Source organism: Salegentibacter agarivorans (assembly GCF_900113135.1).
Lineage (GTDB): Bacteria > Bacteroidota > Bacteroidia > Flavobacteriales > Flavobacteriaceae > Salegentibacter > Salegentibacter agarivorans.
Map to the genome: position 1 here is coordinate 126,060 of NZ_FOOH01000012.1, position 23,041 is coordinate 149,100.

Genomic DNA, 23,041 nt, shown 5'->3' on the forward strand with positions numbered 1-23,041 from the left:
AAATTTTACCAGTTTTTATACGGGTTCTTGCTTAATTGGGAATTATAATATTTTATATCTCCGGTTACTTCTTCTCCCAGCCAATTGGGTTTCTTAAAGGTATCGGTTTCAGAATTCAATTCTATTTCTGCTACGGTTAAACCTTCATTTTCAGCGTGAAATTCATCAATTTCAAAAACAAAATCACCGCCTTTCACCAAATAGCGGGTTTTTTCTATAACTCCAGGTTCACAAAGTCCAAATAGCGCTTCGGCTTCCTTTATATCAATTTCCTTTTCCCATTCAAAACGTGTAAGTCCGTTTTTTGAAGATTTCCCTTTAATAGTAAGAAAAGCATTATCGCCGGTAATTCTTAAGCGCACTGTACGTTCGGGATCGGTGTTTAAAAATCCTTGTTTTATGCTGAAATTCTTAAATGATTCCTTTTTAAAATCTTCTGAAAGTACAAGGTATTTACGTTCAATTTCCTGCATTTAATTATTGTGTGCTATATTTTTAATTTCATCTGAAGGAATTCTTTCTACGTCCAATTCGGGCTTATTAGCAATGGCTACCATAGCCCTGGCAATACTTTCAGCCGAAATAGACTTGTATTTACGTAAAGTTCCCAGGAAAAACGGATTTATAAAATTGAGCATTACTTTTCCAACTTTTTCAAAGCTTCGGCTTTCCTTCCGCTCACCAGTAATAAGTGAAGGTTGTAAGATATAGGTATTCTTAATTTCCTGCTCTAATACCTCTTTCTCCATTTTCCCCTTAATACGGTTATAAAACACCCTGCTTTTGGGATTCGCTCCAAGTGCCGAAACTACCAGAAATGTATCTATATTATTTGCTTTACAAAGCCTGGCCGCTGTCACAGGAATTCCGCGATCAATTTTGGTGTACGTATTGTGATCTGGGGTCTTCTTTTTGGTGGTACCCACACAACAAAAAACCTCATCGGCGGTAAATTTGTCTTTATGTTCCTCCAGTTTAAAAAGATCTATTAAATGTTCTTCGATTTTAGGATGTTTTTTTTCTACTGAATTTCTCGAGAAAAGTTTGATTTTCCCATACCTGTCGTCTTCAAGTAATTGCTGTAGTAACATTCCTCCGGTTAGGCCGGTAGCTCCTAAAATTATTGCTGTTTTTGGCATATATTATTTATTAATGAACCGGTCTTTTTCTGGTTCCTCTAAAATTAATTATTTCGATTCTTTGTTTCTCTTTATTTTCTCTATAAACTATATAATTATTTTTATCTATCAAAGCTTTAAAAAGCTTAGGGTTTTGCGTGGACTTAGGAAACAAATTCTGGGTTTAAAATGATGATTTGAATAACTATTTTAAGTTTTTCTTCCAGTTTAAATATTTCTTTTTCAGTCCAATTTTCTTCCAAATATTCCAGCACTCTCTGCAAACCTGTCTTTGCAGTCTCTGTCCAAAAGATCTCTAATGCCATTTTTTAAACATTCGCATAACATCTTCATTAGCTAACACCTTATCGTTATTGGCATCCTCTAAGCCTTTTTGAATAGCAGCTTTCTCAATGTCGCTAAGCTTATCCCACAAATCACCTTTTTTTTGCTTTTTATAAGTTTCAGCCACTTCTGCTATAAGATGAAGTAATTCTTCATCAGCTTCCTGAACGTAAGCCAAAACCCGTTGCTTAAGCTCCTTCTCTTTCTTCATTTTTTTTAATTGATTTTTATAAAGTTACGATTTTTAAATTTCTGAAGTTGAAAGATTTTATAACAGGTTTGGGAAATAAATAGCTTTCCAGACAACTTGAAGTTTCTTTAACTTTGTAAAGTGAACCAAAACCTTCCTCTTCGAAAAATCATTCATATAGATATGGATGCGTTCTATGCTTCGGTAGAACAACTGGATAATCCCGAATTACGCGGTAAGGCGATTGCTGTGGGCGGAAGTTCGCAAAGAGGTGTAGTTAGCGCGGCAAGTTATGAAGCGCGAAAATATGGCGTTAAAAGCGCTATGAGTAGCATAATTGCCAAACGCAATTGCCCGCATCTAATCTTTGTAAAAACCCGTTTTGACCGTTACCGGGAGATTTCACAACAAATAAGGGAGATCTTTTATGAATATACAGACCTGGTAGAGCCACTTTCTTTAGATGAAGCTTACCTGGACGTAACCGAGAATAAAAAAGGAAATCCCAGTGCAAGCCTAATTGCAAAAGAAATACGGGAGAAAATTAAGGAGAAAACAGGATTAAATGCCTCGGCAGGAATTTCTATCAATAAATTTATCGCAAAGATTGCCAGTGATTTTAATAAACCTAACGGACAAAAAACTGTAAATCCTGAAGAAGTAGAAGCTTTTTTGGAAGTTTTAGACATCAGGAAATTTCACGGAGTAGGTAAAGTGACTGCTGAAAAAATGTATATGCTGGGTATTTTTACCGGGAAAGACCTTAAAAAGAAATCTCAAGAATATTTAATCGAAAAATTCGGGAAAAGCGGTGCGCATTATTACAACGTGGTTCGCGGTATACATTTGAGCGAAGTAAAACCAAACCGAATAAGAAAATCTCTTGGTGCCGAACGCACTTTTAATGAAAATATCTCTTCGGAAATTTTTATGCTGGAAAGGCTGGAAAACATTGCCGAAGAAATAGAACGTCGGCTCAAAAAAAGCAAGGTTGCTGGTAAAACGGTGACCCTAAAAATTAAGTATAGCGATTTTACCCTGCAGACTCGCAGTAAAACTATTTCGTTCTATATCTCCAGTAAAGAATTAATTCTTGAAAATGCAAAGGAGTTATTATACCAGGAAAAAATGAAGAATTCCGTACGACTTTTGGGAATTTCTCTTTCCAACCTAAATACCGATAAAAGCGAAAAGAAACCGGAAGAAGAGAAAAAAGTTGAAGTACAGCTAAAGTTTGAATTTTAAACAAAAAAAAAACCCCAAATAGAGTGTATTCGGGGCTTGAAGTATAAATATTATTAGATTATTCTATTTCTGAAATCCTTAGCGTATTTACCATACCTTTTTCACCAATTGGCATCGCAGCCAGGTTAATGGTATAATCCCCCACCTCTACAAAAGATTTCTCTTTTGCAATGCGGTTAATATCTTCTATAGTTTCGTCTGTACTTACAAATTTATCGTAATGGAAAGCTTTAACACCCCATAACAAACTAAGTTGTGAAAGAATTCTATTATTAGAAGTATACACTAAAATATGCGCTTCAGGCCTCCAAGCAGAGATTTGGAAAGCTGTGTACCCGCTATTGGTTAAGGTACAAATTGCTTTGGCCTTAATTTCGTTAGCCATATGGGCCGCGTGATAACAAACAGATTTGGTAATATAACGCTTGGTACGTACATGCGGCGGATCGTGGGGAACTTTAATTAATGGTGAGTTTTCAACACTCTCCAAAATTTGTGTCATCTTTTGAATCACCTGCACTGGGTACTGCCCTACTGAAGTTTCTCCACTAAGCATTACCGCATCGGCACCATCCATAACTGAGTTCGCTACGTCATTAACTTCGGCTCTTGTTGGCGTAAGGCTGGTAATCATCGTCTCCATCATTTGAGTAGCGATTATTACCGGAATTCTTGCTTTCTTGGCCGTTAAAACTAATTTCTTTTGAATAAGTGGAACTTCCTGCGCAGGAATTTCTACTCCTAAATCTCCACGAGCCACCATTAAACCATCACAGTAGGCCACAATCTTATCAATATTGGCTACACCTTCCGGTTTTTCGATTTTGGCTATAATTGGGATTTTATATTCGCTGTGCTTTTTAATTAAATCCTGAAGTTCTTTTAAATCTTCCGCGTGACGCACAAAAGAAAGAGCCATCCAGTCCACCTGCATTTCACAGGCAAAAATCGCATCTTTTACATCCTTTTCAGTTAAAGCAGGAAGCGAAATATTAGTATTTGGAAGGTTTACACCTTTCTTAGACTTTAAAGGTCCACCCTGGATTACCCGGGTTTTAACCTCATCTTTTTTATTTGTACTTACTACTTCAAAAATAAGTTTACCATCGTCTAAAAGAATACGCTCTCCCGCAGCTACATCTTGCGGAAAAGTTTCATAATTCATATAAACGCGTTCTGCGGTTCCTTTAAATTCTTTTCCGGTAGCAAAAATAATTTCATCACCTTCTGAAACTACCACTTCGTCTTTCATCACTCCTACCCGAAGTTTAGGACCCTGTAAATCTCCAAGAATTGCGGCATTGTAGCCTTTTTCTTTGTTCAGGTCTCTAATCATGTTAATGCGTTCTTTTACATCGTCATAATTAGCGTGGGAAAAATTAACTCTAAAAACGTTTACTCCGGCCTGGAGCATTTTATCTAAGGTTTCTTTGGAACTCGTTGCCGGGCCTAGGGTTGCAACGATTTTAGTCTTCTTATTTGTTGGCATTATTCAAAAATTAAATTTTGTTTAGATTTTAATAAATCTGTGTCAATTTTATAAACTGCTATTACCTGCGGTATCTGGCTTATGGCATTAACAAGTAAATTGAGGTCTTTTTGATTTAGCTCCTCATCTATTTTAAGAAAGAAATCTACCTTTTTATACTCAGGCACCAGGTTTACCTGTAAGGGTCTAACTTCTTCTTCTTCAAATAAAGAACCCGAGCTTAATATCTTTTTTGGTTCTCCTTTAAACTTATTGGCCACAAGGTGATAAGACCTGAAATTCGCCAGATCTTTAAAGGTATAATGGGCGTAGAAAGCTTCTACCGATTTATGGTTGAAGTCTATATCCCTGCGTTCTCTTTTTAATTGAAGTTTAAGATGCTTATTTAATAAATAGGCCATCTTATATTCTTCTAAATCACCATATAGTGCTATTAAGCCAAAATCATCTTCCTCTACATCCTCAAGCAGCATTTTATGAGATTGCATAGCTTTTAATTTAAGGTTAAAGATAAGATAAGATTGAGAAAAATGAAGGTTTATCGTACCAAAACTTCGTATTTATCTACGAAAACGTTATAGTTTGCACTAATTTCATAATTTTATGTGATTTTATTTTGAAGTGCATAATAAGCCCGTTTTGCTGTTTTTTCTTCGGCCTTCTTTTTTGAGGTTGCCCTTGCCTTGGCAACAACTTTATCATCTAACCTCAATTTTACAGCAAAATGCTTTATTTCATCGTTCCCGGTATCTTCATAAACTTCAAAGTCGAATTCCCGTTTTTCTTTTTGACACCACTCAATAAACAGACTTTTATAACTTATTACCTGGCCTTCTAATTGTTCTATATCTACATAAGGATCTATCACTCTTTCGTAAATAAAACGCTTACAATATTTATAACCGCGGTCTAGATATATTGCGCCAATTAATGCTTCAAATAAATTGCCGTGAATATTTGCTCCAAATTGATCTTTGGGAATATTAGTTTGAACGTGGTCTATAAGTTTCAGGTCTTTACCAAGCTCATTTAAATGCTTTCGGCTAACTACTTTAGAACGCATTTTGGTAAGATAACCCTCATTTCCGCCAGGAACTGCTTTAAAAAGGTGGGAAGCTATTACAGCGCTTAACATGGCGTCTCCCAGGAACTCCAGGCGTTCAAAACTCACCGCATTTCCCTTTTCATCTTTAATATTTAAAGAACGGTGGGTAAAGGCTTTGCGGTAGTGAAGAATATTCTTGGGCTTAAATCCCAGAATTTTATATAAAACGGAAAAAAAATTCCCGCCTTTATCAGAACGGGAATTTAATATATTTCGAAGAACGCCCATAATTAAAGGTTATTCATCAAATCTTTTAAATAATAAACAAGCGTTGTGACCTCCAAATCCAAACGTGTTGCTCATTACCACCTTTACATCACGTTTTTGGGCCTTATTAAGAGTAAGGTTTAATTCAGGATCAATATTTTCATCTTTATGTTCGTGGTTAATAGTAGGTGGTACTATTCCATGTTTCATAGACAAAATTGCAGAAATTGCTTCTACAGCTCCTGCAGCACCAAGCAAATGCCCGGTCATTGATTTTGTTGAATTAATATTAATTGTTTTGACGTGTTCACCAAAAACCTTACTTATCGCTTTTAATTCGGCTACGTCTCCTAATGGAGTAGAAGTTCCGTGCGTATTAATGGCGTCTACATCTTCGGGTTTCATTTCTGCATTTCGAAGACAGTTTTCCATAACCGCAACAACTCCGTTTCCTTCAGGATGTGGTGCCGTCATATGGTAAGCATCAGAAGATAATCCTCCTCCAAGTACTTCAGCATAAATTTTAGCTCCTCTGGCTTTGGCATGTTCATATTCTTCAAGAATAAGTGTACCGGCACCTTCCCCTAACACAAATCCGTCTCGAGTAGCATCAAAAGGTCTTGATGCCGTTTCGGGGTTATCGTTTTGTGTAGAAAGGGCGTGCATAGCATTAAAACCACCCATACCAGCCATGGTTACCGCAGCTTCCGAACCTCCGGAAACAATAATATCACTATGTCCCAGCCTAATATTATTTAATGCATCTATCATAGCATTTGCTGCAGATGCACAAGCTGAAACGGTAGTATAATTTGCTCCCATAAACCCATGACGAATAGAAATATTACCCGGGGCAATATCCGCAATCATCTTAGGGATAAAGAAAGGATTAAACCTTGGTGTACCATCTCCCGTCGCGAAGTTTATCACTTCGTTCTGAAAAGTTTCCAATCCGCCAATTCCGGCCCCCCATATTACACCAACACGGTACTTGTTTACAGTCTCCAGGTTGATGCCGGAATCTTTTATTGCTTCATCTGAAGCTACAATGGCATATTGGGCAAACCTGTCCAGTCTTCTTACTTCCTTACGGTCAAAGAAATCGAGTGGATCAAAATTTTTGAGTTCACAAGCGAATTTGGTTTTGAATTTTTCAGTATCGAAATAGGTAATAGGTGCACCACCACTTTTTCCGGCTACCAAAGCCTCCCAATATTCTTCAATATTGTTACCAATGGGGGTTAGGGCTCCCAAGCCCGTTACTACAACTCGCTTCAACTCCATATGGTCTATACTCTTTTTATTTTTTTGCGTCTTCAATATAAGAAATTGCCTGACCTACTGTGGCAATGTTCTCAGCCTGGTCATCAGGAATCTGGATATCGAATTCTTTTTCGAATTCCATGATCAATTCCACAGTGTCCAATGAATCAGCACCCAGATCGTTTGTGAAGCTTGCTTCGTTTACAACCTCGTTCTCGTCAACACCTAACTTGTCAACGATAATCGCTTTTACTCTTGATGCAATGTCTGACATAATACTTTTATTTTAATTTTGATTAGGTGGCAAAAATAAAAAACTTTATTTTAAAACCGATTTTTACTTTAAAAATGTGATCGTAATTTACATAAATTTAGTTGAAAGGACTTAATTTTACATTCTAATAATTGTTAACAAGCTTATTTTGAGCAATCCAACCCATACCCTACAAAAAAAAATAGTTGTCTTTGCTTCCGGCTCGGGAACCAACGCCGAAAATATCATTAAATTTTTTCAGAAACAGCCCAATGCCAGTGTGGTAGCGGTTTTCTCGAACAAAAGATCGGCTAAAGTGCTAAAAAGAGCACACGATCTCAATGTTAAAGCGCTTCATTTTGACCGGGATGCACTCTATAATAGTTACGATGTTCTGCATATTTTAGAAGATATAAATCCAGATTTAATTGTTTTAGCAGGATTTATGTGGATTTTCCCCGAAGACATTTTAAAACGTTTTCCTAATAAGATTGTAAACATACATCCGGCACTACTTCCAAAATATGGCGGTAAAGGAATGTATGGAATGCATGTGCACGAAGCTATAATTCAAAATAAGGAAAAAGAAAGCGGGATTAGCATTCATTATGTAAATGAAAATTATGATGAAGGCGAAATAATCTTTCAGGCGAAAACAGATATTTCAGAAGAAGACACTCCCGAAAGTCTTGCAGAAAAAATTCATAAGCTGGAGTACAAACATTTTCCAGAAATCCTTCAGCAATTACTTCAAAAGAAATCACAATAGTGCAAACAACCCAGGTACACATTTATACCGATGGCGCCGCGAGAGGAAACCCCGGCCCCGGCGGTTACGGCATTGTAATGGAATGGGTAGGAAAAGCCTACCGCAAAGAATTTTCAAAAGGTTTTAAACACACCACTAATAACAGGATGGAATTGCTGGCAGTAATTGAAGCTTTAAAAAAGCTGAAAAAGCCCGGAGTTTCTGCTATAGTTTTTACCGATTCAAAATATGTTGCAGATGCGGTTAATAAAAAATGGGTGTTTGGCTGGGAAAAGAAAAATTTTAAAGATCGAAAGAATGCGGATCTCTGGATAGAATTTCTAAAAGAAATACGCAAACATAATGTAAGCTTTAGGTGGATAAAGGGACATAATGAGCATCCGCAAAACGAACGCTGCGACGCTTTGGCGGTAGCCGCCTCAAAAGAAAAAAGACTTCTAATTGATGAAGGTTTTCAACAAAATTGAACGGAATTAATCTTTAAGTAGTGTATTCGAGATGAACCATAAAGGCATTATTACTATTATATCCTGGTTTCGAGACAAAACGTACAATATTTAAATCTCGATTATCGAGTAATTTTGATTGAGCCCTTGAAAAACAAACTGTATATTTGCAGCACAATTTTTAAACCATTTTATGAGTAAATTACTGATTGTAGGCACTGTAGCCTTTGATGCTATTGAAACCCCTTTTGGGAAAACCGATAAAATTCTTGGAGGTGCAGGCACCTATATTGGGCTTTCAGCTTCGCAGTTTAATGTAGACAGCGCCGTGGTATCTATTGTTGGAGACGATTTTCCACAAAAATACCTGGACCTGCTTACCAGAAACAATATAAATATAGATGGAATTGAAGTGGTTTCCGGCGGAAAAACCTTCTTTTGGAGCGGCCGTTACCATAACGATTTAAATTCCAGAGATACCTTAGACACCCAATTAAACGTACTGGCCGATTTTAATCCGGTAGTACCAAATGCTTATAAAGATGCTGAAATTGTGATGTTGGGCAACCTGCATCCTTTGGTGCAACTTAGCGTTTTAGAACAAATTGAATCTCCAAAACTCGCCATTTTAGATACTATGAACTTCTGGATGGATAACGCCCTGGAAGATTTAATGAAAGTAATTGCCAAAGTAGATGTGATCACCATTAACGATGAAGAGGCAAGGCAACTTTCTGGCGAATATTCTTTAGCCAAAGCTGCTAAAAAGATTGCTACAATGGGCCCAAAATATGTAGTGATTAAAAAAGGAGAACACGGCGCTTTATTATTTCACGAAGAGCAGGTGTTCTTTGCGCCCGCCCTTCCATTAGAAGAAGTTTTTGATCCAACCGGTGCCGGCGATACTTTTGCAGGTGGTTTTGCAGGTTATCTTGCAAAAACCGGAGATATTAGCTTTGAAAATATGAAAAACGCCATTATATACGGCTCTAATCTCGCATCTTTTTGCGTAGAAAAATTTGGAACCGAGAGGATGGAGGAACTTTCAGGCGAGGAAGTAAATTCGCGCCTCGCAGAGTTTAAGAAATTAACTCAATTTGAAATAGCATTAACCTAAACTTATGCCCTGAATTTTCAGGGCATTTTTTATATAAAGCAGGAATAAAATCTGCCACGAATTATGAGTGACGCCTTAAAACACGAATGTGGAATTGCCCAAATACGATTGTTAAAACCACTGGAGTACTATAAAGAAAAATATGGTACTGCCTTTTATGGGATTAACAAAATGTATTTAATGATGGAAAAACAGCATAACCGCGGCCAGGACGGTGCCGGTTTTGCCAACATTAAATTAAATACTGCTCCCGGAGATCGCTATATAAGCCGAATTAGATCTAATGCGGCACAACCCATCCAGGATATTTTTGAGCAGATAAATGGTAGAATTAACGACGAAATTAAAGCAAACCCTGAGTATTCTGAAGATGTTGCGCTGCAAAAGAAAAACCTTCCATATGTGGGAGAAGTTTATCTTGGACACGTGCGCTACGGTACTTTTGGAAAAAATAGTATAGAAAGTGTACACCCATTTCTTAGGCAAAACAACTGGATGCACCGTAATCTTATTGTGGCCGGGAATTTTAATATGACCAACGTAAACCAGCTTTTTAATAACCTGGTAGAGCTTGGGCAGCATCCCAAAGAAAAAGCCGATACCGTTACGGTAATGGAAAAAATTGGACACTTTTTAGATTCTGAAGTTCAAAAACTTTATAAAAAATTAAAAAAACAAGGCTATTCTAAAGTTTCAGCTTCTCCTATTATTGCCGAAAAATTAAACGTTGCTAAAATACTAAGAAAATCGTCTAAAAACTGGGATGGTGGTTACGCTATGGCCGGTTTACTTGGCCACGGTGATTCTTTTGTTTTACGTGACCCTGCAGGAATTCGTCCCGCATATTATTATAAAGATGACGAAGTGGTAGTTGTTGCTTCAGAAAGACCGGTGATTCAAACCGCTTTCAACGTAGATTTTAATGATGTACATGAGCTTCCGCCGGGACACGCCATTATCACTAAAAAAAGTGGAGAAGTAAATATCACCCAAATTCTGGAGCCTCTGGAACGAAAAGCCTGTTCTTTTGAACGTATTTATTTTTCCCGCGGAAGCGATGCCGAAATCTATAAAGAACGTAAAATGCTTGGGCGTTTATTAATGCCCGAAGTATTAAAATCCATAGATCACGATACCATAAATACGGTTTTCTCTTTTATTCCAAATACTGCTGAAACCAGTTTCTACGGAATGGTTGAAGCGGCACAGGATGAATTGAATAAACAGAAAAACGATGCAATTCTAGCTGAAAAAGATACTTTAACTGATGCCAGACTTCAGGAAATTTTAGCACACCGTTTACGCACCGAAAAAATTGCGATCAAAGATGTAAAGCTTAGAACCTTTATTACCGAAGACAGCAGCCGTGATGATCTCGTAGCCCACGTTTATGATGTAACCTACGGCGTGGTTAAACCAGAAGACAGCCTGGTAATCATAGACGATAGTATTGTAAGGGGAACAACTTTAAAGAAGAGCATCATTAAAATGATGGACAGGTTAAACCCCCGGCAAATTGTAGTAGTTTCTTCGGCGCCACAAATTCGTTATCCAGATTGTTACGGTATAGATATGGCGCGACTGGAAGGTCTTGTTGCTTTTAGGGCAGCCCTAGAGCTTTTAAAAGATAATAACCAATACGATATAGTGGAAAAGGTTTACGAAAAGTGTAAACTCCAGGTAGATCTTGCCGATGAAGAAGTGAAGAATTTCGTTAAGGAAATCTACGAACCTTTTACCGATGAGCAAATTTCAGATAAAATCTCAGAGCTACTTTGTGATACAGATGTAAAGGCAGAGGTAAAAGTGATTTACCAAACAGTAGACAATTTACATAAAGCCTGCCCTAAAAACCTGGGTGACTGGTATTTCACGGGGAACTATCCAACTTTTGGTGGTAACCGGGTAGTGAATAGAGCTTTTATTAATTTTTACGAAGGAAACGAAGGGAGAGCCTACTAAGTGCAGTTTAACAAGTTTTTCTGCCTTTCGTCTAAAATGATTTTTTACAGGAATAAGAATCTATACATTAGCAGAACCATAAACATAAGTAGGTTAAGTTCATGGTAGATTTGGGGCAAAAAAAGGTGGATATAAAAATCCGCCTTTTTTTATTTTTACCCAAATTTAAAACGCTTCAGAAAATAAAACTTCCCACAACTAACTTACACAAAAACCCAAATTTTCTTACATTAAATATTGAATTTCAATACTTTAACAGATATTTACGCCTTTAATCTAAAAAATTTGCACGCAACATTTATTCAGTATACTTTAGACTCACCATAACATAAGTAGGTTAAGTTCATGGTAGATTTGGGGCAAAGAAAGGTGGATTTAAAAAATCCGCCTTTTTTTATTTAACATTCTGGCAAAAAAAAGACCGCCAAACAGCGGTCTTTTTAATATATATGAAAAATAACTTAGTTATTATTTCTGCTTTGCATATCTGCTTCCCACTTCTTTCCAGTCTATTACATTAAAAAATGCATCAATATAGTCTGGACGACGGTTTTGATAGTTTAGGTAATAAGCATGTTCCCAAACATCAAGACCTAAAATAGGAGTTCCGCCACAGCCAATTCCTGGCATTAATGGATTGTCCTGATTTGCAGTAGAGCAAATTTCTACTTTTCCGCCTTCGTGAACACAAAGCCAGGCCCATCCAGAACCAAACTGTCCTGCAGCTGCCTTGGCAAATTCGTCTTTAAAAGCTTCAAAAGAACCATATGCAGCATCTATTGCTTTTGCAAGTTCACCTTCTGGCTTTCCACCACCATCTGGAGACATTACTTCCCAAAACAGGTTATGGTTATAAAATCCGCCTCCGTTATTTCTTACAGCGGTATTTTCTTTATCAAGATTTTCAAGAATATTCTCTATAGTTTTTCCTTCAAGATCGGTGCCTTCTATTGCAGCGTTTAATTTCTTAGTGTAACCTGCGTGGTGTTTTCCATGGTGAATTTCCATGGTCTTCGCATCTATATGTGGTTCTAATGCATCAAATGCATATTTTAACTTTGGTAACTCAAAAGCCATTTGTATCTATTTTTTAGTGATTAGTAATAAAATTCACTCAAATTTAGGTATTAAGCTATTTAATAAAAACATTTTAGTGTTATAAAATACTTAAAAGCGGGGGGAGAATACAAAACATTTTTATTTTACCTTTAAAATTCAAAATCTTCATCAAAATCCAGCTTTTTTGACTAATAATTTCACTATTTATAATGCTTCGGCGGGATCGGGAAAAACCTTTACCCTGGTTAAAGAATATTTGCTCTTGCTTTTTAAAAGCAAAAAGCCAGATGCTTACAAAAACATTCTAGCTATCACTTTTACGAATAAGGCGGTAGATGAAATGAAATCCAGGATTATTAGCAGTTTAAGAGATTTTACTGAAGAAGAAACTTCAATTAATAGTAATCCGCTTTTTAAAATTATTGCTGAAGAAACCGGTTTATCTGAAGCCGAGCTTAAAACTAAAGCTGCAAAGATCTTAAAAAGCATTATTCATAATTACGCCGCTTTTGAAGTTTCTACCATAGACGGTTTTACACACCGGGTACTTAGAACTTTCGCTAAAGATCTTGGTCTTCCCGTAAATTTTGAAATTGCCCTTAACACACGGCAAATACTAATGGAAGCCGTAGATAGGCTTATAAGCAAAGCCGGAACCGATAAAGAACTTACAAAGGTTCTTATTGCTTTTGCCATAAGTAAAACCGATGACGACAAAAGCTGGGATATAGCTAAAGATCTTTTTGAAATTTCTGAATTACTTATTGGCGAAAATCACCAGGAAGCGCTAAAAAAACTAAAGGGAAAAACTCCAGAAGATTTTCAGAAATTCAAAGAAAGAATAAGTTCAGAAATAAAGAAAACCGAAGCTTTAATTGCAGAAACAAGCCACGAGTTCTTCGACCTGCTTGAGAAAAATAGCATTGAAGAAAAAGATTTTAGCGGCGGTTATATTTATAAGCATTTTATAAAGTTAAGAGATCAAAAACCTATTGACGGATTTGAAAAAGCCTGGATGCTAAAACTGTACAGCGCTCCACTTTACACAAAATCGAACAAAAATCAGGCGGTAAAAGATGCGCTAGATAGTGTTCAATCTTTAATAGTTAGCTTTTTCGAAATTTCGAAAAGAGCCTACCTAAACCTTGATTTTCTTGAGGCAATTAGAAAAAACCTTACCCAACTTTCGCTTCTTAACGCGATAAACCAGGAAGTAGAGCTTATCAAGAAAGAACGTAACCTAATTCTAATTTCAGAATTTAACCCTAAAATTAGCGCCCAGGTTAAAGACCAGCCGGCCCCTTTCATCTACGAAAGGCTTGGGGAACGTTACCAGAATTATTTTATAGACGAGTTTCAGGATACCTCCCAGATGCAGTGGGAAAATCTTATTCCGCTTATAGACAATAAACTTTCTTCTGAAAATATTCAGGATCCTGCCAGTGCGATGCTGGTTGGTGATGCCAAACAATCTATTTACCGTTGGCGTGGCGGAAAAGCCGAGCAGTTTATAGACCTTTGCTTAGATACTAACCCTTTTAGTATTGAAAAATACGTTCAAAATCTGCCAGATAATTACCGCAGCGGAAGCCAGATTGTGAACTTCAACAATAGTTTATTTAGCTATGCAGCCGGTACTTTGCAACACCCTGCTTATGCTAATTTGTTTCAGGAAAGCGGTCAAAATCCTAAAAAAGGAGATTTTGGATATGTAAATATCGATTTTATTGAAGCCGAAAATGCGGCGGAAGAACACGAAATTTATCCTGAAAAAATCCTGGAAATTATTCAGAATTTAGAAAAAAGAAAAATTAAAAAAGGAGATATCTGCATCTTAACGCGTAAAAAAAAGGAAGGCGTTACTATTGCGAGTTATTTAAGCGAAAATAATATTCCTGTAGTTTCTTCGGAAACTTTGCTAGTGGCCAATTCTCCTGAAGTAAATTTTATGGCTCATTTGCTTGAATTTTCTTTAAGTCCTAAAGACAACACTTTAAAACTGGAACTTTTTGATTTCCTGGCCGAGTTTCTAGAAATAGAAAATCGCTACCCTATTATTTCAACGAATTTAAAGAAAGACGGTAGGGCCTTTTTCCACTGGTTAAAAGGTTATAATATCGATTTTGACCTTGATCAAATAAGGCAACTTTCAGTTTACGAAGCCGCAGAATATATTATTCGAAGCTTTTCTTTAGTAGAAACATCTAACGCTTATGTGCAGTTTTTCTTGGATTTTATCTTTGAAAGTACTCAAAAAGCTACTGCCGGCATAGCCGATTTCATAGATCTATGGAAACAAGAAATAGAAAACCTCAGTATCGTTGTTCCAAAAGCTGAAGATGCGGTTCAAATAATGACCATTCATAAATCTAAAGGCCTGGAATTTCCGGTGGTGATCTATCCTTATGCGAATTCCGATTCTAAAAGCACCCGAATGGATTCACTTTGGTTACCAATGGAGGCTCCCTTAAATGAAATTCCTATGAATTACCTAAGCGCATCAGATAAAATGCTGAATTGGGGACCCAAGGCTTCAGATATTTATTCCGAGTTAATTCACCAAAAAGAACTTGACACTTTAAATGTACTTTATGTAGCATGCACCCGTGCTTCGCAACAGTTGTATTTGTTAAGTAAAAAAGAAATAGATGCAAAAGGAAATGAAAAAGCCTATAAAACTTCAGGCTTACTGATTGGCTTTTTAAAAGAAATTGGAAGATGGGATTCCAACATCAATACTTATGAATTTGGTGAAATTGGAAGCCCGGAAATTTCAGAAGAAAGTCTTTCAGAAAATATTATTTCTAAAAAGTTCTATTCTTCAGCCACTCAAAATCAAGCGGTAAATATCGTAACGAAATCGGGAATGCTGTGGGATAGCAAACAGGAAGAAGCAATAGAAAAAGGAGAAATTCTGCACGAACTATTGGCGCAAATAGATTTTAAAGATCAGGTAAAACCTGTTGTGACCCAGGCCGTAAACGATGGAATAATCACCAAAGATTCCGCAGAAAAAATAGAAAAATTGCTTCTTGAAATTACCAATCATCCACAGCTTTCAGCATTTTACGCAGATGAAGCTAAAAATTATAATGAACGCGATATTTTAACTCCTGAAGGTAAAAGATTAAGGCCAGACCGCATTAATTTTTCGGGAAATACAGTGAATATTATAGATTATAAAACCGGAAAGTTTGATATTTCCCACGAAGCTCAAATTAACAGCTATGCCGGGATTTTAGAAGATATGGGTTACAAAATAGGTAGCAAAAATCTTGTTTACACAAATAAAGCACTTAAGGTGCGCCTTGTTTAAAAGAAATGTAAGTTTGTAAAAAATTAAAAATTATGTACGGATCAATAAAACAACATTTAGAAAAAGAGCTGGAACAAATTAAAGAAGACGGCCTTTTTAAAAAAGAACGAATAATTACCGGCCCTCAGGATGCGGTAATTAAAATTTCTACCGGACAGGAAGTAATAAATTTTTGCGCCAATAATTATTTAGGATTATCCTCACATCCTGAAGTTATAAAAGCAGCAAAAGACACTATGGACACCCACGGTTTTGGAATGTCTAGTGTTAGATTTATTTGTGGAACCCAGGATATCCATAAAGAACTGGAGCAAAAAATAGCCGATTTCTACGGCACTGAAGATACTATTCTTTATGCTGCTTGTTTTGACGCTAATGGCGGAATTTTTGAACCGCTTTTAACCAAAGAAGATGCAATAATTTCAGATTCGCTTAACCACGCCTCTATTATTGATGGGGTTAGGTTATGTAAAGCGGCAAGATATCGTTACCAAAATGGTGATATGGCCGATTTAGAAAAACAACTTAAAGATGCCAACGAAAAAGGAGCAAGATTTAAGCTTATCGTTACAGATGGTGTTTTCTCTATGGATGGACTTGTAGCTCCTTTAGATAAAATTTGTGATTTAGCTGATAAATATGATGCGTTGGTTATGATAGACGAATGCCACGCTACAGGGTTTATTGGAGAAAAAGGAATTGGAACCCTGGAAGAAAAAGGAGTGATGGATCGTGTGGATATCATCACCGGAACTTTAGGAAAAGCACTTGGCGGCGCTATGGGTGGCTATACTACAGCAAAAAAGGAAATTATAGAATTACTTAGACAACGCTCCAGGCCTTATTTGTTTTCAAACTCCCTTGCTCCTTCTATTGTTGGTGCTTCGCTAAAGGTTTTTGATATGCTTAAAAATGACAATAGTCTACGCGAAAAACTAAAAAGCAATACTCAATATTTCAAAAAAGGAATTAAAGATGCCGGCTTTGATATTATAGATGGAGAATCGGCTATTGCACCGGTAATGCTTTATGATGCTAAATTATCTCAAAAAATGGCCGAGAGACTACTGGAAGAGGGTATTTATGTAATAGGATTCTTTTACCCGGTAGTTCCAAAAGAAAAAGCCAGGATAAGAGTACAGTTATCTGCCGCCCACGAGCAGGAGCATTTAGACAAAGCCATTGCGGCCTTCACCAAAGTGGGTAAAGAATTGGAAATAATTTAGTTTCAATGTTAAAGAGTAGCTGATCCTTATAATGAAATATTAGCAAAAACAAGGCTTTATAAATCTTAAAAAGCTCTCAAAAACGCCATTATCTAAGGGTTTATTAAGAAAACTTTATTATTTTATGCTTTGCCGATAAGCTTTAACAGTCTACTTTTGTTAACAATTAACACTTAAAACTAAACTATTGAATATGAAACATCTTAGCAAAATTTTATTCGCTACAATGTTGGTTCTGGGCATTACTTCGGTGACTGCGCAGGATGCAAACAATCCCTGGTCTATTGGGATTCAAACCAACGCGGTAGATTTTCACCCTACCACTGATGTAGGAGGAACTTTTGACGATTATTTTAACGTTGGAGATCATTGGAATATCTTGCCATCTATGTCTAGATTAACAGTAGGTCGTTATATTGGAAGTGGCTTTGTATTTGAACTTGCGGGTTCTGTAAACCAAATAGAACAATATGGCGCTGAATCTGTTCCACAAATGGCATATTATTCTGTAGATGGATCGTTTAATTACAGCTTAAGAGCTTTATTAAATGACGGATGGTTAGATCCTGTTGTTGGTATTGGTGGTGGTTACACCAGCATTGCTGATAATGGAGATTACCCAATTTCAGATCTTAGTGCAGCAACTCTTAATGGTAAATTCGGATTAAATTTCTGGTTTACAGATAATGTTGCATTAACTGTTGAATCTAATTACAAACACGTGTTTGATGTTGATGGTGCAACACACTTTCAACACGCAGCGGGTGTGAAATTTATGTTCGGTGGAACAGATTCTGACGGTGATGGCATCTACGATAAAGATGATGAATGTCCAGAAACTCCAGGTTTACCTGAGTTTAACGGATGTCCGGATTCTGACGGTGACGGGATTGAAGACCGTATGGACGCTTGTCCAAATGAAGCTGGTTTAGCTGAATTTGATGGTTGTCCTGATACCGATGGTGACGGAATTGCTGATCCTAATGATGACTGTCCTGAAGTAGCCGGATTGGCTGAACTTAACGGATGTCCTGATGCAGATGGTGACGGAGTTGCCGACAACGAAGACGACTGTCCAAACGAAGCAGGTCCTGCTGAAAACAATGGTTGTCCTTACGAAGATATGGACGGTGACGGCGTTTTAGATAAAGACGACGATTGTCCTGAAGTTGCTGGAACTGCAGCTAACAACGGATGTCCAGAACCAGACGTAGAAGTTATTTCTGAATTGAACGAATATTCTAAAACTGTATTGTTCGACTTGAACAAGGCTACAATTAGAGATGAGTCAGAAGAAGCACTTCAGTCTATTGCAGATATTATGAATGAATATTCAAATACAATATTCCACATTGAAGGTCATACCGATAGTACTGGTAGCGCCGAATATAACGAGAAACTATCTCGTGAGCGTGCTGCGTCCGTAGAGAAATGGTTAGAAGAAAATGGTGTACCAAGCAACAGATTAACTTCTGAAGGTTATGGTGAAGAAAGACCAATTGCTACTAACAATACCGCTGCCGGAAGACAGGATAACCGTAGGGTTGAAATCTCTTTAGATAAAAATAAAGAAGTAAAAGATTCTGATTCTTCTATGGAATAAGAAATCTGGTAATTAGTTAGATAATTATTATAGAAAAACGCCTCGGTTCCCGGGGCGTTTTTTATTTTTAGCCTATGGTATCTTTTATTTCAGGAGTTCTTAAGGAACTCATTTCTTCAGAAGAAAATATTTCAGAAATCATCTTTATTCTTCCCAGCAAACGTGCAGGAAGTTTTCTATTAAAAGAACTTTCTGCTTTAAGTGAAAATCACATTTTCGCTCCAAAAGTTTATAGTATTGAAGAATTCACAGAAGTAATTTCTAAAATAAAAACTGTAGATAATACTCTTACTCTTTTCGAGTTTTATAATGTCTACAAGAAAATTACACCAATAGAGGAACAGGAGGATTTTGAAACTTTTACGGCCTGGGCACAAAGCCTTATCCATGACTTCAATGAAATAGACCGTTATTTAATAGATTACAAAAGCTTTTTTAATTACCTGGCAGATATTCAGGACCTAAAACATTGGTCTATCCAGGAACCCAAAACCGAATTGATAAATAATTATTTATCGTTTTGGAATAGTTTACCGGCATTTTACGAAGCCTTAAAAGAAGAATTACTTTCCAAAAACACCGGCTACCAGGGTTTAATTTATAGGAAAGCCTCAGAAAATATTACAGAATACACCCAAACCAACAAAGCCCAGCACCTTTTTATCGGTTTTAATGCCCTAAATACTGCTGAGCAACTAATAGTTCAACATCTATTAGAAAACGATCGAGCAGAGATTTACTGGGACTTAGATGAGGTTTTTGTAAAAGACCGCCAGCACGATGCTTCACTCTTTATAAATCAGTATTTAAAAGACTGGCCGGTTTATAAGAAAAAGAAAGCTAAGCTTAATGTAAACGAGTATTATAAAGCTAAAAATATTCAAATTACCGGCGTTCCAAAGAATGTGGGACAGGCCAAATATTTAGGAGAATTATTGGCGAATTTAGATGAAGAAACACTACAGGAAACCGCCGTGGTTTTAGGAGAAGAAGACCTTTTGTTACCCGTTTTAAACAGTTTGCCGCCTAATGTACAGGATTTGAATATCACCATGGGTTTTCCGCTTAAAAATGCGCCTATCGCTTCTTTGTTTGACAGGTTATTTCAAATTCACCAAAACACCGGTTCTGCTTATTATTATAAAGATGTGATTTCGGTAATTAATCACCCCGCTTTAAACGAAATTCTAAAAAAGGAAACCGAAGTTTTTATAGAAAAAATCCAGTCAGAAAACACGGTAAATCTTTCAGAAAAAGAAATTATAAATTCGTTTTCTGCTGAAGCAAAACCTTTAATAAAAGCTTGTTTTAGAAGTTGGGATAACTCGCCTAAAAAAGCCTTAGAAGCTTTTCAGGAAATTATAAACCAGGTTAAAATTCATTTAAAAAGTAGCGAGAATAAGCTTGGTTTGGAGTTTTTATATCATTTTCATGTGCTGTTTAACAAACTGGAAAACCTCAACGAAGCTTATCCTCACCTAAAAAGTATTAAATCACTTTATCAGTTTTATAAAGAAATAATGAGTACCCAAAACCTGGATTTCCAGGGAAGGCCGTTTAAAGGTTTACAGCTTATGGGAATGTTGGAATCGCGGGCTTTAGATTTTAAAAATGTGATTATTTGTTCGGTAAATGAGGGCGTTTTACCTTCGGGTAAATCGGGGAGTTCTTTTATTCCTTTCGATTTAAAACAAACTTACAAACTGCCCACTTACAAAGAGAAAGACGCGGTTTACACCTATCATTTTTACAGACTTTTACAACGCGCTCAAAATGTGCATTTGCTTTATAATACAGAAACCGACGGGTTGAATTCCGGAGAAAAAAGCAGGTTTCTTACTCAGCTGGAAATTGAGAAACAACCGGCGCATCAGCTCACGCATGCTATGGTGAGTCCAAGAGTTCCGGCAATTAAAAATGAACTTCGGGAAGTGAAAAAAACTCCTGAAATTATGGAGAAGATCCAATCCCTCGCTACTTATGGCTTCTCCCCTTCTGCCCTAACTTCTTATATTAGAAATCCGCTTGACTTTTACAGGCAGTACGTTCTAGGTGTTCGTGATAGCGAAGAAGTTGAGGAAACAGTAGCTTACAATACATTGGGGACGGTGGTACATGATAGCCTTGAAAATTTTTATAAACCGCTGGAGAACCAAATGCTCACGGAAGAGCATATAAAAGATTTTAAAGCTAGGATCCAGGAAGAGATCACGCTTCAGTTTAAAAAATCTTATATGAACGGGCCGGTAAACCAGGGAAAAAACTTGTTGATTTATGAAGTGGCCAAACGTTATTTGCGCAACTTTTTAAACCTGGAATTAGACAGACTTAAATCTGAAGAGATTAAAATCCTAAAAATTGAGAAAACTTTAAAATCTGAAATTAGGATAGAGCATCTTGATTTTCCGATCTTTATGCGCGGAAAAGTTGATCGTGTGGAAAATGCTGACGGTATAACCAGAATTATTGACTATAAAACAGGGAAGGTAACCCAGGATAAAATTGAAATTGTAGATTGGGAAGATCTCGCTTCAGATTACGATAAATACAGCAAAAGTTTCCAGGTATTAGCGTATACTAAGATGATGCAAGATCAAAGCTCGATAGATTTACCGGTTGAAGCCGGCATTATTTCATTTAAAAATTTAAAAAGCGGATTCCTGAAATTCGCTAAAAAAGATAAACCAAGAACAAAAAATAAAGAAACTGCTATAAATAAGGAGATTCTAGGCGCATTTGAGATAGAATTAAAGAAACTAATTACCGAAATTTGCGATCCTGAAATTCCTTTTAAGGAAAAAGAAATATAAAAAACCTATGGAAATCACTAAAAGAACTAACCTCCAGATAGATGGAAAGCACAATAAACCTATTCTTATAGATTTAATTTTTAACGACGATAAGAAACCCAAGCCAATCATAATTTTTTGCCACGGCTATAAAGGTTTTAAAGATTGGGGCGCCTGGGATAAAATGGGAGAATTTTATGCAGAAAAGGGTTATTTCTTCGTGAAATTTAACTTTTCTCACAACGGGACTTCTCCAGAAAACCCAACCGAATTCTTAAATATTGAAGCCTTTGGAGATAATAATTATATAAAGGAGTTAGATGACCTCCAAACCGTTATAGACTGGGTGCTAACCCCAGATTTTGACCAGGCTCAACAAATAGACGTGAAGAGTATTAACCTGATTGGGCATTCTCGAGGTGGCGGAATTGCAATTATAAAAACTGCTGAAGAAGAAAGAATTAACAAGCTTATTACCCTTGCCGCGGTAAGTGATTTTGCTTCTCGTTTCCCAAAAGAAAAAGAACTGGAAGCCTGGGAGAAAAAAGGCGTGCAATACATAAAAAACACCCGTACCGGGCAGCAATTACCGCATCATTACCAATTCTATAAGAATTTTAGAGAAAACAGGGAGCGTTTAAATATTCAAAAAGCAACCAAAAAGCTGGATATTCCCCATTTTATTGCTCACGGAAGTAATGACACCACGGTATCTATTGCCGATGCCGGGAATTTATTTGAATGGAGTGCTATTTCTAAATTGCTTTTGGTAGAAAATGCCGATCACGTTTTTGGTATTTCTCACCCGTGGAATAAAGATGAATTAACTAAAGAATTTCAGCACGTGCTTAATAGAACGGCAACTTTTCTCGATGCCAGCGTTCAGGATCTAAAAGACGAATACATAGATAACGACGAAGCTGATTCTTAAGCTTTTTAAAAGTATATTTTCACTAAAAACGGTCTTGAATTAATTTTTAAGATCGTTTTTCATTTTAAATAAATCGTCATTCTGAATTTAGTTTAGAATCTAATATTTTGATAATCTAAACATGTTAGAAGCTGAAACAAGTTCAGCTTGACGAAAACCTTGTTTAGACAGCGTGGTTTGTGAAGAATATCGCCCTGAAGCGTCGGGGGAACCGATGCCCTTCCCGATTATGTATCGGGACGCACTAGCCAGCCCGCAATATTTTCAAAATGAAAAGTTCGGAAATAATCAAGTAGGGTGAAGATAATAAATATTTGAGCATTTATTATCTTCATCCCTCTTCCAGAACCGTGCATACGGGTCTCGTACACGGCTCATGTTAAATCTTATTCAGTACTGTTTGATAGTACTGATGCAAAGTGTTCCCTTCAACTGTGTCCATTGCGTACAACCCTAATTCTGAGAAGTACTTATTTGGCAGGGCATAGTGTATTAAATTGGTGGAGGAGTTTCTCCATCGGGTTACCGATATCTTCAGAAAATTCCCCTTATAACCCATACGCCTTAGTTGTCGGTGAAGAGGTTTCCAGCTTTTCCAGCTTTTCATC

Annotated in this window: 21 protein-coding genes; 10 read left to right on the forward strand and 11 right to left on the reverse strand. The window is 36.8% G+C overall.

Going from position 1 to position 23,041, the window contains the following annotated elements; all coding sequences use genetic code 11:
* Positions 1-5: 5 nt before the first annotated feature.
* From BM084_RS10635 to BM084_RS10650, 4 genes are all read right to left on the reverse strand, one after another.
* On the reverse strand, positions 6-473 hold the full coding sequence (locus BM084_RS10635) for a CYTH domain-containing protein (protein ID WP_075325305.1): 468 nt from the start codon (positions 471-473) through the stop codon (positions 6-8).
* Complete coding sequence (locus BM084_RS10640; protein WP_093304668.1) at positions 474-1,139, reverse strand: NAD(P)H-binding protein; 666 nt, start codon at positions 1,137-1,139, stop codon at positions 474-476.
* A gap of 143 nt (positions 1,140-1,282) precedes the next feature.
* The gene (locus tag BM084_RS19430; RefSeq protein WP_232228886.1) at positions 1,283-1,444 is read right to left on the reverse strand and encodes a hypothetical protein; all 162 of its coding nucleotides are present in this window, start codon (positions 1,442-1,444) and stop codon (positions 1,283-1,285) included.
* Entirely contained in the window at positions 1,435-1,674 is a 240-nt protein-coding gene (locus BM084_RS10650; RefSeq protein WP_075325307.1) for a hypothetical protein, read from the reverse strand. Before BM084_RS10650 ends, BM084_RS19430 begins: the two co-directional genes overlap by 10 nt.
* A gap of 120 nt (positions 1,675-1,794) precedes the next feature.
* Here BM084_RS10650 and dinB point away from each other — a divergent pair, with 120 nt between their 5' ends.
* The gene (gene dinB / locus BM084_RS10655; protein ID WP_075325308.1) at positions 1,795-2,898 is read left to right on the forward strand and encodes a DNA polymerase IV; all 1,104 of its coding nucleotides are present in this window, start codon (positions 1,795-1,797) and stop codon (positions 2,896-2,898) included.
* Between the two features lie 58 nt (positions 2,899-2,956).
* Here dinB and pyk read toward each other — a convergent pair whose 3' ends face one another.
* The 5 genes from pyk to BM084_RS10680 form a co-directional block, all read right to left on the reverse strand.
* Positions 2,957-4,387: a pyruvate kinase gene (pyk, locus tag BM084_RS10660; protein WP_075325309.1), complete on the reverse strand. Its 1,431-nt coding sequence runs from the start codon at positions 4,385-4,387 to the stop codon at positions 2,957-2,959.
* Positions 4,387-4,875: an IPExxxVDY family protein gene (locus BM084_RS10665; protein WP_075325310.1), complete on the reverse strand. Its 489-nt coding sequence runs from the start codon at positions 4,873-4,875 to the stop codon at positions 4,387-4,389. The genes pyk and BM084_RS10665 overlap by 1 nt, the downstream gene beginning before the upstream one ends.
* A 113-nt stretch (positions 4,876-4,988) precedes the next feature.
* A complete protein-coding gene (rnc, locus tag BM084_RS10670; protein WP_075325311.1) occupies positions 4,989-5,720 on the reverse strand; it encodes a ribonuclease III in 732 nt (243 codons plus the stop codon).
* 9 nt (positions 5,721-5,729) lie between these two features.
* Positions 5,730-6,983 carry a beta-ketoacyl-ACP synthase II gene (gene fabF / locus BM084_RS10675; protein WP_093304671.1) on the reverse strand — a complete coding sequence of 418 codons (1,254 nt, stop codon included), beginning with the start codon at positions 6,981-6,983 and terminating at the stop codon, positions 5,730-5,732.
* 16 nt (positions 6,984-6,999) lie between these two features.
* Positions 7,000-7,236, reverse strand: a complete 237-nt coding sequence (locus BM084_RS10680) for an acyl carrier protein (RefSeq protein ID WP_013069791.1) — start codon at positions 7,234-7,236, stop codon at positions 7,000-7,002.
* Between the two features lie 148 nt (positions 7,237-7,384).
* On the opposite strand from BM084_RS10680, the gene purN reads away from it, so the two are divergent.
* The 4 genes from purN to BM084_RS10700 all read left to right on the forward strand — a co-directional run bounded on the left by purN (position 7,385) and on the right by BM084_RS10700 (position 11,509).
* Entirely contained in the window at positions 7,385-7,984 is a 600-nt protein-coding gene (gene purN, locus BM084_RS10685) for a phosphoribosylglycinamide formyltransferase (protein WP_075325313.1), read from the forward strand.
* Positions 7,984-8,451 carry a ribonuclease HI gene (gene rnhA / locus BM084_RS10690; protein WP_093304674.1) on the forward strand — a complete coding sequence of 156 codons (468 nt, stop codon included), beginning with the start codon at positions 7,984-7,986 and terminating at the stop codon, positions 8,449-8,451. Before purN ends, rnhA begins: the two co-directional genes overlap by 1 nt.
* A 172-nt stretch (positions 8,452-8,623) precedes the next feature.
* On the forward strand, positions 8,624-9,547 hold the full coding sequence (locus BM084_RS10695; RefSeq protein ID WP_075325315.1) for a PfkB family carbohydrate kinase: 924 nt from the start codon (positions 8,624-8,626) through the stop codon (positions 9,545-9,547).
* A 63-nt stretch (positions 9,548-9,610) separates the two neighbouring features.
* Complete coding sequence (locus tag BM084_RS10700) at positions 9,611-11,509, forward strand: amidophosphoribosyltransferase (RefSeq protein WP_075325316.1); 1,899 nt, start codon at positions 9,611-9,613, stop codon at positions 11,507-11,509.
* 468 nt (positions 11,510-11,977) lie between these two features.
* On the opposite strand, the gene BM084_RS10705 is transcribed toward BM084_RS10700, so the two are convergent.
* Complete coding sequence (locus BM084_RS10705) at positions 11,978-12,586, reverse strand: superoxide dismutase (protein ID WP_075325317.1); 609 nt, start codon at positions 12,584-12,586, stop codon at positions 11,978-11,980.
* Between the two features lie 166 nt (positions 12,587-12,752).
* On the opposite strand from BM084_RS10705, the gene BM084_RS10710 reads away from it, so the two are divergent.
* The 5 genes from BM084_RS10710 to BM084_RS10730 all read left to right on the forward strand — a co-directional run bounded on the left by BM084_RS10710 (position 12,753) and on the right by BM084_RS10730 (position 22,433).
* Complete coding sequence (locus tag BM084_RS10710; protein ID WP_093304676.1) at positions 12,753-15,884, forward strand: UvrD-helicase domain-containing protein; 3,132 nt, start codon at positions 12,753-12,755, stop codon at positions 15,882-15,884.
* A gap of 32 nt (positions 15,885-15,916) precedes the next feature.
* Positions 15,917-17,110 (forward strand): glycine C-acetyltransferase, encoded by a 1,194-nt coding sequence (gene kbl / locus BM084_RS10715; RefSeq protein ID WP_093304679.1) that lies wholly within the window; start codon positions 15,917-15,919, stop codon positions 17,108-17,110.
* 193 nt (positions 17,111-17,303) lie between these two features.
* Complete coding sequence (locus tag BM084_RS10720) at positions 17,304-18,713, forward strand: OmpA family protein (protein ID WP_075325320.1); 1,410 nt, start codon at positions 17,304-17,306, stop codon at positions 18,711-18,713.
* A 74-nt stretch (positions 18,714-18,787) separates the two neighbouring features.
* Positions 18,788-21,523, forward strand: a complete 2,736-nt coding sequence (locus BM084_RS10725; protein WP_093304682.1) for a PD-(D/E)XK nuclease family protein — start codon at positions 18,788-18,790, stop codon at positions 21,521-21,523.
* Positions 21,524-21,530: 7 nt separating this feature from the next.
* Positions 21,531-22,433 carry an alpha/beta hydrolase family protein gene (locus BM084_RS10730; RefSeq protein WP_075325322.1) on the forward strand — a complete coding sequence of 301 codons (903 nt, stop codon included), beginning with the start codon at positions 21,531-21,533 and terminating at the stop codon, positions 22,431-22,433.
* Positions 22,434-22,812: 379 nt separating this feature from the next.
* On the opposite strand, the gene BM084_RS19280 is transcribed toward BM084_RS10730, so the two are convergent.
* Positions 22,813-23,041 (reverse strand): hypothetical protein (locus BM084_RS19280; RefSeq protein WP_218152244.1); only part of this gene is annotated, 229 nt, incomplete at its 5' end.

Excerpts from the sequence above, each read along its gene's own strand:
- BM084_RS10635 (WP_075325305.1), bottom strand. The coding sequence starts at position 473 with ATGCAGGAAATTGAACGTAAATACCTTGTACTTTCAGAAGATTTTAAA.
- BM084_RS10640 (WP_093304668.1), bottom strand. The coding sequence starts at position 1,139 with ATGCCAAAAACAGCAATAATTTTAGGAGCTACCGGCCTAACCGGAGGA.
- BM084_RS19430 (WP_232228886.1), bottom strand. The coding sequence starts at position 1,444 with ATGGCATTAGAGATCTTTTGGACAGAGACTGCAAAGACAGGTTTGCAG.
- BM084_RS10650 (WP_075325307.1), bottom strand. The coding sequence starts at position 1,674 with ATGAAGAAAGAGAAGGAGCTTAAGCAACGGGTTTTGGCTTACGTTCAG.
- pyk (WP_075325309.1), bottom strand. The coding sequence starts at position 4,387 with ATGCCAACAAATAAGAAGACTAAAATCGTTGCAACCCTAGGCCCGGCA.
- BM084_RS10665 (WP_075325310.1), bottom strand. The coding sequence starts at position 4,875 with ATGCAATCTCATAAAATGCTGCTTGAGGATGTAGAGGAAGATGATTTT.
- rnc (WP_075325311.1), bottom strand. The coding sequence starts at position 5,720 with ATGGGCGTTCTTCGAAATATATTAAATTCCCGTTCTGATAAAGGCGGG.
- fabF (WP_093304671.1), bottom strand. The coding sequence starts at position 6,983 with ATGGAGTTGAAGCGAGTTGTAGTAACGGGCTTGGGAGCCCTAACCCCC.
- BM084_RS10680 (WP_013069791.1), bottom strand. The coding sequence starts at position 7,236 with ATGTCAGACATTGCATCAAGAGTAAAAGCGATTATCGTTGACAAGTTA.
- BM084_RS10695 (WP_075325315.1), top strand. The coding sequence starts at position 8,624 with ATGAGTAAATTACTGATTGTAGGCACTGTAGCCTTTGATGCTATTGAA.
- BM084_RS10700 (WP_075325316.1), top strand. The coding sequence starts at position 9,611 with ATGAGTGACGCCTTAAAACACGAATGTGGAATTGCCCAAATACGATTG.
- BM084_RS10705 (WP_075325317.1), bottom strand. The coding sequence starts at position 12,586 with ATGGCTTTTGAGTTACCAAAGTTAAAATATGCATTTGATGCATTAGAA.
- kbl (WP_093304679.1), top strand. The coding sequence starts at position 15,917 with ATGTACGGATCAATAAAACAACATTTAGAAAAAGAGCTGGAACAAATT.
- BM084_RS10720 (WP_075325320.1), top strand. The coding sequence starts at position 17,304 with ATGAAACATCTTAGCAAAATTTTATTCGCTACAATGTTGGTTCTGGGC.
- BM084_RS10725 (WP_093304682.1), top strand. The coding sequence starts at position 18,788 with ATGGTATCTTTTATTTCAGGAGTTCTTAAGGAACTCATTTCTTCAGAA.
- BM084_RS10730 (WP_075325322.1), top strand. The coding sequence starts at position 21,531 with ATGGAAATCACTAAAAGAACTAACCTCCAGATAGATGGAAAGCACAAT.